This window comes from Endozoicomonas sp. ISHI1 (assembly GCF_024606225.1).
GTDB lineage: Bacteria > Pseudomonadota > Gammaproteobacteria > Pseudomonadales > Endozoicomonadaceae > Endozoicomonas_A.
In genome coordinates, this window is sequence record NZ_JAGRPU010000002.1 from 76,127 (window position 1) to 92,180 (window position 16,054).

The following is a 16,054-nucleotide window of genomic DNA, read 5'->3' on the forward strand; positions in this document are numbered from 1 at the left end:
CCATTTTGCTTAAGGCTGTTTCTGACTCAGGGTTTTTTCCGCTTGGGAATCTCTGTCTGACCTGGTTTTCGGGCTTTGCTGGAGAATAATTGATCCAGAGTCACCTCAGGGTTGTCAAAAGAGCCTCTGATTCGGTAGCGAATACTGGCCAGCTGATCCACCTGTTTACCCACCAGCATATCCGCCAGATAAATCAGACCGGCCACCTGAGGTGCAGATCCAAGCAAGACACTGAGTATCGGCAGATTAGACGATAATGGAAGTGTAACAACCAGACTCATGTCCATACTTTCAGTGACACTGTCTACACGGCCATCCAGCTTGAAGTTCGACGAAGGACCATCAATTTCAAGAGGCTTATCAAAAGTGATAATTCCTTCGTCGAACCGCACGACCCCATCCAGACGGTCAAAACTGATGCCTTTCTTGTAGAGGTCAGAAAAATCGAGACGCAGACGCCGGGTCAGAGCCTCCATATTCAGGATGCCGAACATTTTCAAGGCGCCGGCTCCCCCTTCTACCTTCTGCAGGGTACCATTTTCCAGCTTTAGTCGAACGGCACCTGTCAGTGACACTATATTGATACCCATCGGAGGTCCATCCCAAGCCAGCTTCCCCTGAATGGTCGTTTTCTTAGCTGAAACAAAAGGTGAGATACCCAAAGCTTCCTGCAGAGCCTGAATGCCAGACCCTGTCAGGCGCTCATTAAAAGAAGTCCTGTGCTGACCATTGATGTAGGTCCAGTCCAAATCTCCGAATAACGCCATCTTCTGCAAATTGATTTTCAGATTCTCAATCCGCTTCCCATCAGGAAAAGGTCTCAAACCAAAAGAAACTGAACCCAAAGTCCTGTCGCCCAGCTTAAAAGAGTCTATGGAAATATCAGCATTGGGCAGTTCTGAAGGCCTGAGATCACCCAATAGACCTCTGTGTTCTACGGTAGATTCATTCTTTGCCGAACCCTGGGAAACATACAGTTTTTTCAGATTCAACTGGTATGGCTGCTTCTGATCCTCTGGTATCATCAAGCTGCCATCTATCTTGTCACTGCTTAAAACAAGACGTGTGCCACCGGTCTCATGAGACAGGTTAAACACCAGGTTATTCAGAGTCTCTTGACTGAAGAGCAGCTGATCAATCTTCAATTGCCTGACTTCAATCTGACTCACCAGGGTCTTTTCAGTTTTGTCACCCGGCTGCCCTTCGAACTGCTGTTTCCAAGGCATCAGATCGAGTTTGGATAGTTGCCCAGACAGTACAATTTTATCAGGTTTCATGGCCGGCAGTTGACCTTTACCACCAACAAGAACGACAGCAGACTGATACTTAAAGCCGTCACCAAACTGAATTCTGGCTTGTCCCGTCTTACCAAGAACGATATCCAGTTCATCTCGATGAGCGAATTGATTAAGGCGCAATTCAAAGGGCACTGTCTGATCAGCCGCTACTTTTAAGGGGGCTGGAAGCTCGACTTCCATTCCTTTCAGGTCACTGGTGACTTTCAACTGAATGTCAGCAGGCTTGCCACCCAGTACCAAGTGGCCCTTGTAACGACTGGCACCTTCCAGAAAACTGAGGGCATCCAGCTGAAGCCATTGCTGAAGTCCTTCAGCAGAAACAGAACCGTGCCAGTTAAAATGGACCTCAGGCTCAGCTTTATTCGTCATATCGGTGTCAATACTGGCCTCGACAGAATCACCCAGAAAAAGGCCTTGCACTTTTTTAGCGGACAATCCGGTTTCGGTACTGAAATTCAAGGCCCCCTGAATGTCGTCAATCTGAACATCAGCCGTATCTATACCAAAATAAGCTCCCGATGTTTTCACACTGACGTCAACTGACGTATCCATGGCATGCTCCAGTGGAATCATCAACTGGACGCTGCCATCCAGGTCTCCGCGAATCGTCCAGTTCTTTGCTTCTCCCTTCAGCCGCTTATTAATTGGGGTTTCAGTCAAGAGCTTTTCCAGATCCTGACCAAGAGCGGCCACCTGACCGGAGATGTTCAAATCCAGATTTTTATCCAGTGCCAGATCAGCCTGGACATTGCTGAGTTTTGCATCCAGTAACTTTGCCGACACAATATCAATCTTTATATTGTCGTTATCCACCCAGATCTGCCCCCGGGCGTCATAGACTTCAGGCCAGTCAGGGTGATAATCCAGGCGCGCTTTATTGACATCGAAATAGAGTCCCCACTTCACATCATCAGGGTCGTCAGTGTCCTCCAGCGGGCCATCATAGGTGAAACGTCCTTCATAGACTTCTGCCCCTTTGATACTGGTATCAAGCCACGTGACCAGCTCTTTTGAAAGCGCAGACAGCTGGCTGGGAAGGTATTTCGGAGCATAGCTGGCATCACCATTTTTCATGCCCACATTCAGGTCCATGACAATGGGCTCCTTCCCATCCAGAGGAATATCCAGTCTCAGCTGACCACTAAGATCACCCTCGGGGGCTTTTAAGGTGATATCGTCGCTACTCAGCTGAAAGAAATCCTCCTTATCCAGAACGTCCCAGCTAAGCTTTGCTTTGGCACTATCATAGTGCCAGACCTTACGAAAGACTTCGGTCAGCCCCAGAGTGAAATTTTCTGTTTCCAGGTCGAAGTAACCGCTGATCGTGCCCATTTTTAGATATCCATTGACGTTTGATGCAGACGGTGCTCCTTTCCAGGCATCTACTGAAACGTTGTTCAGATTCGCAGAAAGATCCAGCCGCTCTCGCAGCGGCTTATCGGGAAAATATTGGGCAGAAATGTTATCCAGCTCACCAGCCGGGTTAAGAATAGTGAAGAGTTCATCAGCCAGCTCTGGCATTAACTGGGTACTGACCAGAAAAGATTTAAGGACTGCCAGATCAACAGAGCTTACCGAAGTCGTGTAAATCGACTCTCTACCCCTTTTGCCATGAATCTTGATGTTAAGACCAAACGCATGATCGCCGGATGTCAGGCTCAGATTTTTCAACCCAAGCTTCCAATCTGTACTCCCAACCAGATAATCGCTGCTCAGTGAGAGTTCAGTGGATAGAGAAACATCCGGTAGCACTTGCTGACCTTTATGGTAGACAATGGCTGGCAGATTCAGATCTCCCTGCAACTGCCATTGACCATCAAGATATTCCCAGTCGGCCTCCAGATTCAACTGAGCGGTTTGCAAATAGGCGTTTTTTAACTCAGCGCTTTTTAACTGAAGAGCACCTTGTGAAATGAGCGCAGTCCAGGGAGCCAGATCCAGTGCATCAGTCTTGATCAGCCCGGACCAGGCCATGTCCTTTCTTTGAATCCCCTTGCCGAGCGCTTTGAATTCCAGAGCCCCTTGTTGAGTCACAATCCGGGTCTGAAGATGCCTCAGCTCTGACTCTTCCTTAACCATGAAAAAGTAGCGGGTATCGAGAATTAACGGCTCGCTGCCAAAAGGCTGCATGGTGAGGGAAAAGTTGGTGACATCAATGTGCTCTTGAAGCTGCAAAAACTCCAGAGTTTTGTGCAGGTTAAGGCCCTTGCCATCATCGCGGATGTATTGAACTCCCCTGAGCGACCACACGCCATCACTGTCACTCTGTATGGCCAGGGTAACACCCTCTGCTTCCAGATAGGTAAAGACCGGAGCCCGGTTCATCAGACTGGCTTTCAAATCCAACTCAAGATCAAGGCGCTCAATAGCAAAGCCGGGGGCTTCAGAAGTATTCCCCTGAAGCGACAAGCCTTTGATGCTGACAGTAGGACTGCCGCCAGCCCAGTTGGTCTCCAGCTGATCGATAGCGAATGAGGTATCGAGTGTGTCGTTAAGATATTCAACAAGATGGTCTTGAAAAAAAGGCAGGCATCCGATAAAGATTCGGGCCCCTGCAACCAGCAATACCATAAACAGAAGGGCCGCCATGACCAGGCGGAAACTCCATATAGCGGTAGACTTGAGGTAAGTTACCAGCCTTGAATCTGACCTCATGAAATACCAGGCCATCTGTTTTTCATTGACGCGTTCCTATTCCCGTTTATACCAGCACCACATCAAACTGTTCCTGGCTGTATATGGGTTCAACCTGGAAACGAATCGGTTTTTGAATAAACTCTTCGAGATCTGCTACGTTACTGGATTCTTCATCCAGCAGGCGGTCGACTACATGCTCAGACGCCAGAACCGTGTAACTCTGGCTGTCGTATGCACGAACGGCTCGAAGAATTTCTCTGAAAATTTCATAGCACACCGTCTCAGCTGTTTTCAGTGTGCCACGACCATCGCATGTTGGACAGGGTTCACACAGTACATTTTCCAGTGACTCCCGTGTTCTCTTACGGGTCATTTCCACTAGCCCCAGCTCACTGACTCCGGTGATATTGGTTTTGGCGTGATCTTTCTCCAGAGACCTTTCGTAAGTTCTCAGAACCTGTCTCTGATGCTCAGGGTCTTCCATATCGATAAAATCGATAATAATAATGCCTCCCAGATTGCGTAATCGTAACTGCCGGGCAATGGCTACAGAAGCTTCCAGATTGGTCTTAAGGATAGTTTCCTCGAGGTTACGATGACCCACGAAAGCCCCCGTGTTTACATCAATCGTGGTCATAGCCTCAGTCTGATCGATAATCAGGTAACCGCCTGATTTCAATTGCACCTTGCGACTGAGCGCCTTGTTAATTTCGTCTTCGACCCCAAACAGGTCAAAAATAGGACGCTCTCCCGGGTAATATTCAACCCTGCCATCCACCAGAGGCACCAGTTTTTTGACAAACTTGGATACCTTATTGAAAGTCTCCCTGGAATCAATTCGGATTTTCTCAATATCCGGCTCCACCAAGTCACGCATCGTTCTCAGGTGCAGCGGCAAATCTTCATAAATCGTGGCCGGTGCAGTATTTTCCCTGACCGTTTCTTCAATGGTCTGCCATAGCCGTCTCAGGAAAAGAATATCAGCCTTCACTTCTGCCTCGGTGATACCTTCAGCTGCTGTCCTGAGAATAAAGCCGCCTTTCTCATCTTCTCCGTCGCACTTCATGCCCTCTTCAACCAGCTTTCTGAGACGCTCGCGTTCTTCTGCATCATCAATACGCAGAGAAATACCCACATGATTATTATGGGGCATGAGCACCAGATAACGGGCCGGGATAGAGATGTGTGTAGTCAGGCGGGCACCTTTGGTCCCCAGAGGATCTTTGGTGACCTGAACAACCAGCGACTGACCTTCATGAACGAGTTCAACAATCGGGCGCTCCGACTGATCATCATTGTCTCTCTCGTTGCGGGGGGCAATTTCACTGGCATGAATAAAAGCAGCCCTTTCAAGACCGATATCCACAAAAGCGGCCTGCATTCCCGGAAGGACCCGGACAACTTTACCTTTGTAGATATTACCGACAATGCCTCGACTGCAGGCTCTTTCAATATAGACTTCCTGAAGTACCCCATTTTCAACCAGCGCCACTCGCGATTCCATTGGCGTGATATTCATCAGAATCTCTTCACTCATTCCCTTCCCCTTAAACTGGTCAGTCGATCAGGAAACTGTATTACGGAAGCCTGTATGACTTAAAGCCATCTTGGCCTTAAATCCGAAGGGCTGCCGATTCTTAAATAACAATCCCGTCCTGCCAGAAAAACCAAATAAACGAAATAAATACCTGAAAACGTTTTACCAGACCCGGAGGAACACTGCCTGGCAGGAAAGCTGCTGTTAAACAGTCTCCCGAGATTCTTTCTAATCAGTTTTTTACTAACTGAGGGTGCCATGGGCTAATGCCCAGATTCTGAAGTAGGGCTACGGTTTCCTTCACGGGCAAACCCACCACACCGGTGTAGCTTCCTGAAATGCTTTCTACCAGAACGGCTCCTTTTCCCTGAATACCGTACGCACCGGCTTTATCCATAGGCTCACCGGTGGCCACGTAGGCTTCAGCCACTTTCCGGTCAAAAGCAGTCATTCTGACCACTGTTCTGGACAGTTTCACGGATAGACTATTACCATCAGTGACCGCAACTGCTGTGAATACCTCATGGCTATTCCCACTCAATGACAACAGCATATCACAGGCTTGTGACTCATTTTCGGGTTTACCGAGTATTTTCACTCCCAGAATCACTGCAGTATCCGCTGCCAGCACGGGCCTGAGTGGCAATTGATCCAATGTAAGCCGGCGCCAGCCGGCCAGCGCTTTTTCTTCTGCCATTCGGGTAACATAGGCTTCTGGAGCTTCACTCGAGAACGGGGTCTCATCAACCCCGGAATGAATCTGATGAAAGGCAATACCGATCTGCCGGAGAAGTTCTTTCCTGCGCGGTGACTGGGAAGCGAGATAGATCATGATAATCAGGTAACTCTGAAGTTTCTCCTCAGTGCTCCTAAAACAGCAGACACCCAGGGCCAAAATGCGGCGCTGGTCAGTGCCGGTGCCAGATACCAGAGTGTCGGCGGCGTTCTCCCCAGGGCACTGCGAATCCACAAATTCAGCAGTTGATAAAAACCGACGATCACAAACACCATAAAGGCCTGCTGCCACCAGGGGAACATTCTCAAACGACGATGCAGACTCAGTACGATAACGGCCACCAACAACAACCCCATTGAACTCTGACCAAAGGTTGTTCCTACCACAACATCCATCAACAAGCCGGTCAAGAAGGCAAAAAACAACCCAAAACGCTCCGGCAGTGCCAAAACCCAATAAAGAACCACCATAACTACCCAGGATGGCCTGGCAATGGAGATCCATGCTGGCAGAGGTAAAACACTCAGCAGGAAAGCAACCAGCAGGGTAAACCAGACAATCCAATGAGCATTGGCTTTTTGAATACTCATAGACCCTCCTTTTTGTTCGCCTCTGGTGCCAATTCCGATGCTACTTCTTCATTGGAACGGAAGACCAGCAGAACGAACCGGGTTCTGTTGACTTCGGCCATCAGCTGAACCTCAATCTTGGCGAACGCCTCTCCCGGTGTACGCACTATTTTCCTGACTTTTCCCAGAGGGTAGCCCACCGGATAAATCTGTCCCAGACCCGAACTGGTCAAAAGGTCTCCCTCTTTAATATCCACTGTATCGGATATGTGAACCAGCTCCACAGAATCCTTACTGCCCGTGCCAACGGCAATGGCACGATAGCCACTGCGATTGACCTGGACAGGAACCCTGCTGGCGGTATCTGTGACCAGCATTACGCGGCTACTGACCAGACTAACGTCAATTACCTGCCCCATAACCCCATGAGCATCAACAATGGCCTGACCTTTAAATACTCCATCGGTAGACCCTTTATTGATTGTCACGATATGTTCATAGGGGTCTGGATCAACACCAATGATTTCTGCCACCAGAACCTGCTCATCCACCAGCTCGGATGAATTCAGCAATTCCTTCAGGCGAAGGTTCTGAGCAGTCAGTGATGCCAGCTTCTGAACTTTTTGTTCAAGAATCAGGTTACGGGCTTTCAGCCGGGTATTTTCTTCAAGCAGCTCACTTCGGGAAGTTACCAATTCATCGGCCGTGCTAAAAGCTCTGGAGGGCAAATCGGAGATCCACTGCAGAGGGGTAACCGCCATTGTTAGCCAGGAGCGAACAGCAGAGAGATAATGAGAACGGTGGTCAACAAACAGCAACGCGATGGAAATAATCAGCAAAAAAACAAAGCGCGTCGCCAAAGACTGTTGCTGGCTAAATATAGGTTTAATGGCTGGCTCCTGTGATATGCAAGGAGAACTCAATCTATTAATGTTACAAAAATACAGGCTTCACACATAACAACAGGCCAGACGATAACCGTTTGGCCTGTTGTTTGGCTGGAACAACGCCCCACTCATGATCAGTCTGTAGACAGTAAATCCATGCAATGCTTGTCCATCATTTCCAGAGCTCGACCACCACCTCGGGCAACACAGGTCAGTGGGTCTTCAGCCACCAGAACTGGCAAACCGGTCTCTTCACTGATCAGTTTGTCCAGGTCACGCAACAGGGCACCACCACCAGTCAGCACCAGACCTCGCTCGGCAATGTCGGAAGCCAGTTCCGGTGGAGACTGTTCCAACGCACTTTTAACCGCTTGAACAATCGCACTCAGGGATTCCTGCAGGGCATCCAGAATCTCATTGCTGTTCAGGGTAAAGCTACGCGGAATACCTTCAGCAAGATTACGACCACGGACGTCAATTTCCATCAGCTCATCGCTGGGGTAGGCAATCGCAATCTCCTGTTTGATGCGCTCAGCGGTTGAGTCACCAATAAGGCTACCATAGTTTCGGCGAACGTAGGTTACGATCGCATCATCAAAACGGTCTCCGCCCACTCTCACAGATTCGGAATAGACAACACCGCTCAGAGAGATAATGGCGATCTCGGTGGTACCACCGCCAATATCGACCACCATGGAACCACTAGCCTCCTCTACTGGCAAACCGGCTCCAATAGCCGCTGCCATAGGCTCTTCAATCAGATAAACTTCGCGGGCACCAGCGCCCAGAACGGACTCACGAATGGCTCTGCGTTCCACTTTGGTGGACTTGCAGGGAACACAGACCAGCACTCGAGGACTGGGCTGAATAAAACTGTTCTCATGCACTTTATTAATAAAATGCTGAAGCATACGCTCGCAGACATCAAAGTCTGCAATCACACCATCTTTCATGGGACGGATAGCGGTGATATTGCCCGGAGTTCTTCCCAACATGCGCTTGGCGTCAGCACCAACTGCTACTACGCTCTTCTGTGTTCCCCAGTTTCGAATGGCCACAACCGATGGCTCATTCAGGACTATTCCCTTTTCGCGGACATAGACCAATGTGTTAGCCGTTCCCAAGTCGATCGATAAATCGCTGGAGAACAGACCCCGTAACCTTTTCAGCATTTTCTGTATTACCTTGATTCAAGGCTTTCTTTAAATGCCGCAAACTCTATCAATGCACAGTACTCAGAGCAAGCGACAATTCCACAATCTCTATGGTCCAACACGAGCTATTCAGGGCCAAAATGGAGGATTGCCACATGGCCATTCACCACAGACCATAGGATAACCTAATGCAGTTAGCTTGCGTTCTCAATGGCCGCCATTCATAATTTTGAAATATTATGAAAAATCTTAAGCTTCCGTTTCACTTTTTTTGAACGATCTTAGCTAATCTGGTGTCTCGTTGAAAAATGAGACACTATTCGCATCTCTCATATAAAGCCCGAAACTTAACGCCCTCTTATTGGGTTATTTTGAGAATTTTAATAATCCTTACCCGATACTAACAAACCTTTACTCTGCCTATTCATGCAAACCAGATGAACGGGCGTAAAGTACCCCTCGTTATGAACAGAATCTAAACGGGAGGCCGTTATGGATTTTAAAGGTTTATTTAATCAAGTTCTCAGCTCAGGTTCTTCCCTGATCAGTGAAGGTAAAAGCAAACTGGGGGAAGGACTGAGCACCTCTTCATCAGACAGCGATGGCAGCTCCATATTTTCTGGTCTGGGAAAAGGCGCTTTGACTGGCGGTGCGTTGTCTTTATTCCTTGACTCCAAAAAAGGCAGCACCATGGCAGGCAGAGCAGCCGAAGCGGGTGGTGTGGCAGCTCTGGGAGCATTAGCTCTGAAAACCTACAAGGGCTGGGCCAATCAGTCTGAAGGTGACCAACAAGACTCCAGCGATATGGAACTGATGCCGGAAAATGAGGAGAGACAAAGTCAAGTGATTCTCAAGGCCATGATTGCGGCTGCCAAAGCCGATGGCCACGTGGATGACGCCGAAAGGGAAAGAATTCATAAAGCCTTCGAGTCAATGGGAACCACTTCAGAACTGAATCAATTTGTGCAACAGGAACTGGAAAAACCTCTTGATCCGGTAGAAGTTGCCAATGAAGTGTTCAGCCCTGAAGAAGCCTCTGAGGTCTACCTTGCCTCTCTTCTCGTAGTAGATGAACAAAACACCATGGAAAAAACCTACCTTGAAGAGTTGGGGAGACAGCTGAAACTGGAACCTGGATTAGTTGAGAAACTCGAAGCCCAAGCCCATGTGCAAGCAGCTTGACTCCCTTGAGGAACCACAAAGCGTTGTTATCTTTGTGGTTCCGACCCAAACCTGCTCTTGAAACCCTATCTACAAGAATTAATCTTGACTACACCTTGAGATTCCCCTTCATACCCCATACATTTAGCCTTTATTTCTCACGTCCAGCGCTCTGCTTGCCTCACAAAAGCAGGGAAAGCTGGTTATGACCGCTTCTAAAGCCCGAATTCGGAGATAACCATGGCCGTTGATGCCTCTGAAATTCAGAAGGTTGCCAATTTGGCACGATTATCCATAGATGAAAGCCAGTTAGAGACGACTGCCGATACCATCAATCGCATTCTCGAACTGGTTGACCAGATGCAGATGGTTAAAACCGATCACGTGGAACCCTTAGCTCACCCATTGGATGCCACCCAGCGCCTGCGCAAAGACGTGGTGTCTGAAGAGAATAATCGCGAGCAGCTGCAGAGCTGTGCGCCGGTCGTTGAAGACGGACTGTTCCTGGTTCCAAAAGTGATTGAGTGAGCTGACTTGATGCCAAGCAGCAGCCTCAACCCCTTACCCTGATTTAAAGCGATTACCCAGAATCATGTACGACAAATCACTCTCAGAACAAAGCCGGGCCCTGGCCAACGGCGAACTGTCCAGTCTTGAGCTGACCCAGCTCTACCTTGACCGAATCAAAAAGCTAGACGGCAACTACAACAGCTACATAACAGTGACCGAAGATCTGGCACTGGAACAAGCCAAGGCTGCCGACGAACGTCGTGCAACAGGCGATGCCTCGGCGCTGACCGGTATTCCTCTGGCCCACAAGGATCTATTTTGTACAGAAGGTGTTAAAACGACTTGCGGCTCCAAAATTCTGGACAACTTTATAGCACCTTATGAATCAACGGTTACCCATAAACTCAAGGAAGCCGGTTCTGTCATGCTGGGTAAAACCAACATGGACGAGTTCGCCATGGGTTCCTCCAACGAAAACAGCTACTATGGTGCTGTGAAAAACCCTTGGGATACCCAGGCCATTCCCGGCGGCTCCTCCGGCGGTTCTGCAGCCTGTGTTGCAGCCAGACTGGCAGCCGGCGCTACGGGCACTGACACTGGCGGCTCTATCCGTCAGCCAGCATCTCATTGTGGTATCACGGGTCTTAAGCCTACCTACGGTCGTGTATCCCGTTACGGCATGATTGCTTATGCATCCAGTCTTGATCAGGCAGGTCCAATGACCCGGACTGCAGAAGATGCCGCCCTGATGCTGAATGTAATGGCCGGCTTTGATCACCGTGATTCCACTTGTCTGGATCGTGAAGTACCCGATTACACTGCTCATTTGAATGACTCCCTGGAAGGCCTGACGATTGGCTTACCAAAAGAATATTTTTCAACGGGCCTCGACTCTGAAGTTGAACAACGTGTGCGTGACGCCGTTGCCGAGTACGAAAAGCTGGGTGCGAGGGTCAAAGAAGTCAGCCTGCCTAACCTGGAGCTATCCATTCCTTCTTACTACGTGATTGCTCCGGCTGAAGCTTCCTCAAACCTGTCTCGCTTCGACGGCGCCCGTTTTGGTTACCGATGTGAAAACCCTGAAGACCTGATGGATATGTACAAACGCAGCCGCAGTGAAGGTTTTGGTGAAGAAGTCAAACGTCGTATTTTGGTGGGCACTTACGCGCTGTCTGCAGGTTACTACGATGCCTACTACAAGAAAGCCCAAAAGATTCGTCGCCTGATCCGTGATGACTTTATGAATGCTTTTGAACAGTGTGACATCATCATGGGTCCTAACGCTCCGACTTCTGCCTTCAACATTGGCGAGAAGAGCGACGATCCTGTTGCCATGTATCTGTCCGATATTTACACCCTGTCTGTTAATCTTGCGGGCCTGCCCGGCATGTCGGTTCCAGCCGGAATGGCCAATGGCCGTCCAGTCGGTTTGCAGATGATTGGCCGTCACTTTGACGAGTCCGGACTGCTGAACGCCGCCCACCGTTTCCAGCAAGTTACCGACTTTCATAAACAGTTCCCGATTAATAGTTAACAGTACTCAGTAGATTGTGCTTCAGGTTTACCTCCTGAGACACAATTTGCAACGGATTAAATTTCGAGGATTTGAAAAGTGTCTCAAACAACTCCGAGCCAACTGAAAACTGATAACTGGCCACTGTCAACGGATCAATGGGAAACCGTTATCGGGCTGGAAATTCACGTTCAGCTTGCCACGAAAACCAAGATTTTCTCCGGAGCTTCTACCGCTTTCGGTGCCGAGCCCAACACTCAGGCCTGTGCTGTCGATCTGGGCCTGCCGGGTGTTTTGCCGGTTGTGAATGAAGAAGCCATCAACATGGCCATTAAATTTGGTCTGGGCATTGATGCCGAAATCAACAAAGTCAATGTTTTCGAACGTAAGAACTACTTCTATCCCGATCTGCCAAAAGGCTACCAGACAACTCAGTTGGAGAAGCCCATTGTCGGTGCAGGTCACGTTGAGATTACTCTGAAAGATGGCTCGACCAAAACAGTTCGCATTCATCACGCCCATCTGGAAGAAGATGCAGGCAAGAGTCTGCATGAAGATTACCACGGCATGTCCGGCATCGACCTGAACCGTGCTGGCACACCTCTGATTGAGATTGTAACAGAACCCGACATGCGTAACGCAGAAGAAGCCGTGGCCTTCGCCAAAAAACTGCACTCCATCGTAACCACCCTGGGCATCTGCGATGGTGAAATGTCACAGGGCTCCATGCGCTTTGATGTAAACGTCTCTGTACGTCCAAAGGGCCAGAAAGAACTCGGTACCCGCACTGAAACAAAGAACCTGAACTCCTTCAAATTCATGGAAGCAGCAATCCTGAAAGAAGTGGAACGTCAGATCGACCTGATAGAAGACGGTGGTGACGTCATTCAGGAAACCCGTCTCTACAACGGCGACACCGATGAAGCCCGCTCCATGCGCAGCAAGGAAGAAGCCAACGATTACCGTTACTTCCCCTGCCCCGACCTGCTGCCAGTTCTGATCGAAGACAGCCGTCTGGAAAAGCTCCGTGCTGAAATGCCAGAAATGCCAGATGCTAAAAAAGCCCGCTTTGTCAGTGACTTGGGGCTGAGTGAAGTGGATGCTGAAATTCTGTCAGGCGATCAGGCGACAGCTGCTTTCTTCGAAACTGCTGCGAACATCAGTGGCGATGCCAGACTGGCTTCCAACTGGGTTCTGGGCGAAGTATCCAAGTCCCTGAACGCCAACAGCATTGGCATTTCAGAGAGCCCGGTCACCGCTGACATGCTGGCAGGCCTGATTACCCGCATCAAAGACAACACTATCACTGGCAAGGTCGCCAAGCAGGTCTTTGAGGCCCTGTGGAAAGGCGACGGTAAAAATGCAGATGAAATCATTGAGAAACAAGATCTCAGGAAAGTAACTGACACCGATGCCATTGAATCTATGATCGACGAAGTGCTTGTTGCCAATGCCCAACAAGTCGAAAACTATCGCGCTGCGCCTCCTGAAAAGCGTAGCAAGATGATCGGCTTCTTTGTCGGTCAGGCCATGAGGGCCTCAAAAGGCAAGGCTGACCCGGGTATGGTTAACCAAATGCTCAAGGAGAAGCTGGACGCCTGATAGCCGAATAAAAACCCAAAGAATACCAGCTACCTCGCCCAGGGGGCGGGGGATATTACATTCAAAGACTTAATAATGAGTGAAGTACAAAATACCCTCAACGGGATAATGATCAGACATCACACCTAATCGGCTTCGTGATTGATTGGCCTGGAGAATTGTCATGTAACCACTCACTGGACAGACATGTCTCTTGTCGCAAAGAATATTATCCAGGGTACCCCGGTAAGGGCCCTTCCCCTTGGCCATTTCATTTTCATAGATGTCAAAGGAATACGGTAGAGAGGTCTTGACAAAATCGGCTGCCTGACGACTGACCAGAGTTTCCAGCAGAATTTGAAAATATTCATCCCCTACGGCTTCTCCGTCCTGTCTGCCTGCATCAGAATTGAAGTCTCCCATGTAAATAACCGCTTCATGGCTGGGTATATTCAATTGATTCTTCACTTTCCCAAGATAATCATAATGCTTGACCAGACCTTTGTATTCATTGTCGGCATTATTTTGCACCGTTTGCAAATGGAGACCGAACACATGTAGATTCCCACTACGGGTAGGCACTTTGATATACCAGGCACCGACGGCACACCAGCCCTGATTACCTGCCGGCATAGGAAAGACAAATTCACGCATCTCCAGAATCGGCGCCTTGCTGTAAACCATGACCCCGCCATTGAATAGCCTGCCATACAGCAGCCATTTCCATCCTTCACCCAAAACAGGCGTCATATAATACCCCGCCTCTCTCATGCCCTTATTGACAACATCTCTAAGATACTGATCACCCATTTCCTGAAGTACGACAATGTGATAATCCCTCTTGACCATGTACTGGGTGATTTCTTCAGCCCTGATTTCCGGGTCGTTCATGTCTTGACCACCAAACCACCACATCAAGAACTCGAAAAAGTCATAGGATGTCATCAGGTTCACATTCCAGGTCAATAGTTTAAGAGGCGAACACTGATCAACGGCATTCAAGGGACAGGTCGTAGGAGGGTTGGTGTATACGGGAATAGGCTCCGTACTTTGTCGTTTTCCAGAAGCACCCGGCAAGGGCGAATCTGCAGCTGCAAAGATACTCACCCCAACAAGGATAGCCAGAAGGGAACTGAACTCTTTCATCAAGCTTGCTCACTGACTGGGAAATCAAATGTACAGGATAGAAGCTATCGGAAAAGACATAGAAGAAAATCGGGGAATACAGATACAGCATTGTAAAAATGGAACTATATGAAAGAGATTAATCCACTCACTCTTTGCTGTTTTTAGCACTCTTCATATCAGTAGCCTGCTTGAAGAATTCAGTGAAACCGTCCTGAATACTCTGAAGCTCTTCATAGATAAATGATTGATTTCTTCCACGATAACCCTCCGTTTTGATCAGCTCTTCCAGATCATCAAAACGTGCCTGCAGATCAATACTGTCACTGATCAGCCTTTTCGCTTGGGCATCTCTTTCCTTACAACCTTCCCAGAACGTCTCACAGAATAGGTTGGTAGATTTAACACTGCTATGAAGCTGCTTCAACTCATTCACATCTTCCTGTTTCGCAGCAACTGCCGGCTGCTCAGGCCACACCCATCCACACATCCAGCTGCCAACCATTCTGGCAGTTTCCTTCATTTTGGGAACTGCGTATTTGCCAACGACGACTGCCAACATCAGTGTCCCACCTATCGAAGCGGTATTTTTGACTACTGGATGGCAGCCTGCTGCATAGAGTGTCGCATAGCCACAGTCGTGAGCCAGAAGGGAAGGCGTGAAATATTGAATATAATGTCCGGGATAACCGGTTTTTGAAAAAACTTCCTGAGCAAAATCAATACAATTAAACCCAATCAATTTATATAAACAACTTTCCTCTTTTTTTTCGCAAGCATCGGTGTATTGCGAGATGTATTTCTCCACCTCCAAAGCCTCTTTCCGGGAAATGAAGAAAGTGACTTTAGGGATATGATCAATACCTTTAAGGTCTTTATAGCTCTCGACTTCATCCAACACGTGCACAGAGTCTTCATAAGAATACAATCCACGAAAAATCTCACTAGATCCATTAACCGATAAGATAGCTCTCTCGGACACACTGCTGGCTGGCTTAACCTCTTGAAAAAGTAAAGAAGTATATGCAGAGTGCTTTTCCAGCTCATCAGACTCTTCTTGCATCTCCAATGGTGAAACTTCTTGTTCAATGGTCACATGAGGCCTGTATGGATAGAGACCACGGGCAATGTTGACGCCTCTTTCTTTGTTTTCAAGCCTGACAAAACTATGGCCATAGTCGAGGTAAACAGTCAGTTTACAGGGAAGGTCTTCCTCCCTTGTCACATTGCGAGTATTGAAAGCTGCCGAACTACCTGATGCGCCCCTTGAATGAGGCGCATTGCCTGTATCCATTGGCCTGGGAGGTTGACCGTCTGTGTGAGATTTATTACGCCCGGCGTTCATG

At 48.6% G+C, this 16,054-nt stretch carries 12 protein-coding genes; 4 read left to right on the forward strand and 8 right to left on the reverse strand.

Annotation, left to right across the window (positions count from 1 at the left end; translation table 11 throughout):
• Window positions 1–26: 26 nt before the first annotated feature.
• The 6 genes from KBW69_RS02380 to KBW69_RS02405 form a co-directional block, all read right to left on the reverse strand.
• On the reverse strand, window positions 27–3,968 hold the full coding sequence (locus KBW69_RS02380) for a YhdP family protein (RefSeq protein ID WP_306674473.1): 3,942 nt from the start codon (window positions 3,966–3,968) through the stop codon (window positions 27–29).
• A gap of 31 nt (window positions 3,969–3,999) precedes the next feature.
• Window positions 4,000–5,472, reverse strand: a complete 1,473-nt coding sequence (rng, locus tag KBW69_RS02385; protein ID WP_257253641.1) for a ribonuclease G — start codon at window positions 5,470–5,472, stop codon at window positions 4,000–4,002.
• Window positions 5,473–5,704: 232 nt separating this feature from the next.
• The gene (locus tag KBW69_RS02390; RefSeq protein ID WP_257253640.1) at window positions 5,705–6,304 is read right to left on the reverse strand and encodes a nucleoside triphosphate pyrophosphatase; all 600 of its coding nucleotides are present in this window, start codon (window positions 6,302–6,304) and stop codon (window positions 5,705–5,707) included.
• A 5-nt stretch (window positions 6,305–6,309) separates the two neighbouring features.
• Window positions 6,310–6,798 (reverse strand): rod shape-determining protein MreD, encoded by a 489-nt coding sequence (gene mreD / locus KBW69_RS02395; protein WP_257253639.1) that lies wholly within the window; start codon window positions 6,796–6,798, stop codon window positions 6,310–6,312.
• A complete protein-coding gene (gene mreC / locus KBW69_RS02400) occupies window positions 6,795–7,700 on the reverse strand; it encodes a rod shape-determining protein MreC (protein WP_257253638.1) in 906 nt (301 codons plus the stop codon). Before mreC ends, mreD begins: the two co-directional genes overlap by 4 nt.
• Window positions 7,701–7,798: 98 nt before the next feature.
• Window positions 7,799–8,836 carry a rod shape-determining protein gene (locus KBW69_RS02405; RefSeq protein WP_257253637.1) on the reverse strand — a complete coding sequence of 346 codons (1,038 nt, stop codon included), beginning with the start codon at window positions 8,834–8,836 and terminating at the stop codon, window positions 7,799–7,801.
• Window positions 8,837–9,310: 474 nt separating this feature from the next.
• On the opposite strand from KBW69_RS02405, the gene KBW69_RS02410 reads away from it, so the two are divergent.
• From KBW69_RS02410 to gatB, 4 genes are all read left to right on the forward strand, one after another.
• The gene (locus KBW69_RS02410) at window positions 9,311–10,000 is read left to right on the forward strand and encodes a tellurite resistance TerB family protein (RefSeq protein WP_257253636.1); all 690 of its coding nucleotides are present in this window, start codon (window positions 9,311–9,313) and stop codon (window positions 9,998–10,000) included.
• Window positions 10,001–10,219: 219 nt separating this feature from the next.
• Entirely contained in the window at window positions 10,220–10,507 is a 288-nt protein-coding gene (gatC, locus tag KBW69_RS02415) for an Asp-tRNA(Asn)/Glu-tRNA(Gln) amidotransferase subunit GatC (protein ID WP_257253635.1), read from the forward strand.
• Between the two features lie 64 nt (window positions 10,508–10,571).
• The gene (gatA, locus tag KBW69_RS02420; RefSeq protein ID WP_257279792.1) at window positions 10,572–12,023 is read left to right on the forward strand and encodes an Asp-tRNA(Asn)/Glu-tRNA(Gln) amidotransferase subunit GatA; all 1,452 of its coding nucleotides are present in this window, start codon (window positions 10,572–10,574) and stop codon (window positions 12,021–12,023) included.
• 78 nt (window positions 12,024–12,101) lie between these two features.
• Complete coding sequence (gene gatB, locus KBW69_RS02425) at window positions 12,102–13,604, forward strand: Asp-tRNA(Asn)/Glu-tRNA(Gln) amidotransferase subunit GatB (protein WP_257253632.1); 1,503 nt, start codon at window positions 12,102–12,104, stop codon at window positions 13,602–13,604.
• A gap of 69 nt (window positions 13,605–13,673) precedes the next feature.
• On the opposite strand, the gene KBW69_RS02430 is transcribed toward gatB, so the two are convergent.
• Window positions 13,674–14,729, reverse strand: a complete 1,056-nt coding sequence (locus KBW69_RS02430) for an endonuclease/exonuclease/phosphatase family protein (RefSeq protein WP_257279793.1) — start codon at window positions 14,727–14,729, stop codon at window positions 13,674–13,676.
• 127 nt (window positions 14,730–14,856) lie between these two features.
• Entirely contained in the window at window positions 14,857–16,053 is a 1,197-nt protein-coding gene (locus tag KBW69_RS02435; RefSeq protein WP_257253630.1) for a hypothetical protein, read from the reverse strand.
• Window position 16,054 lies beyond the last annotated feature (1 nt).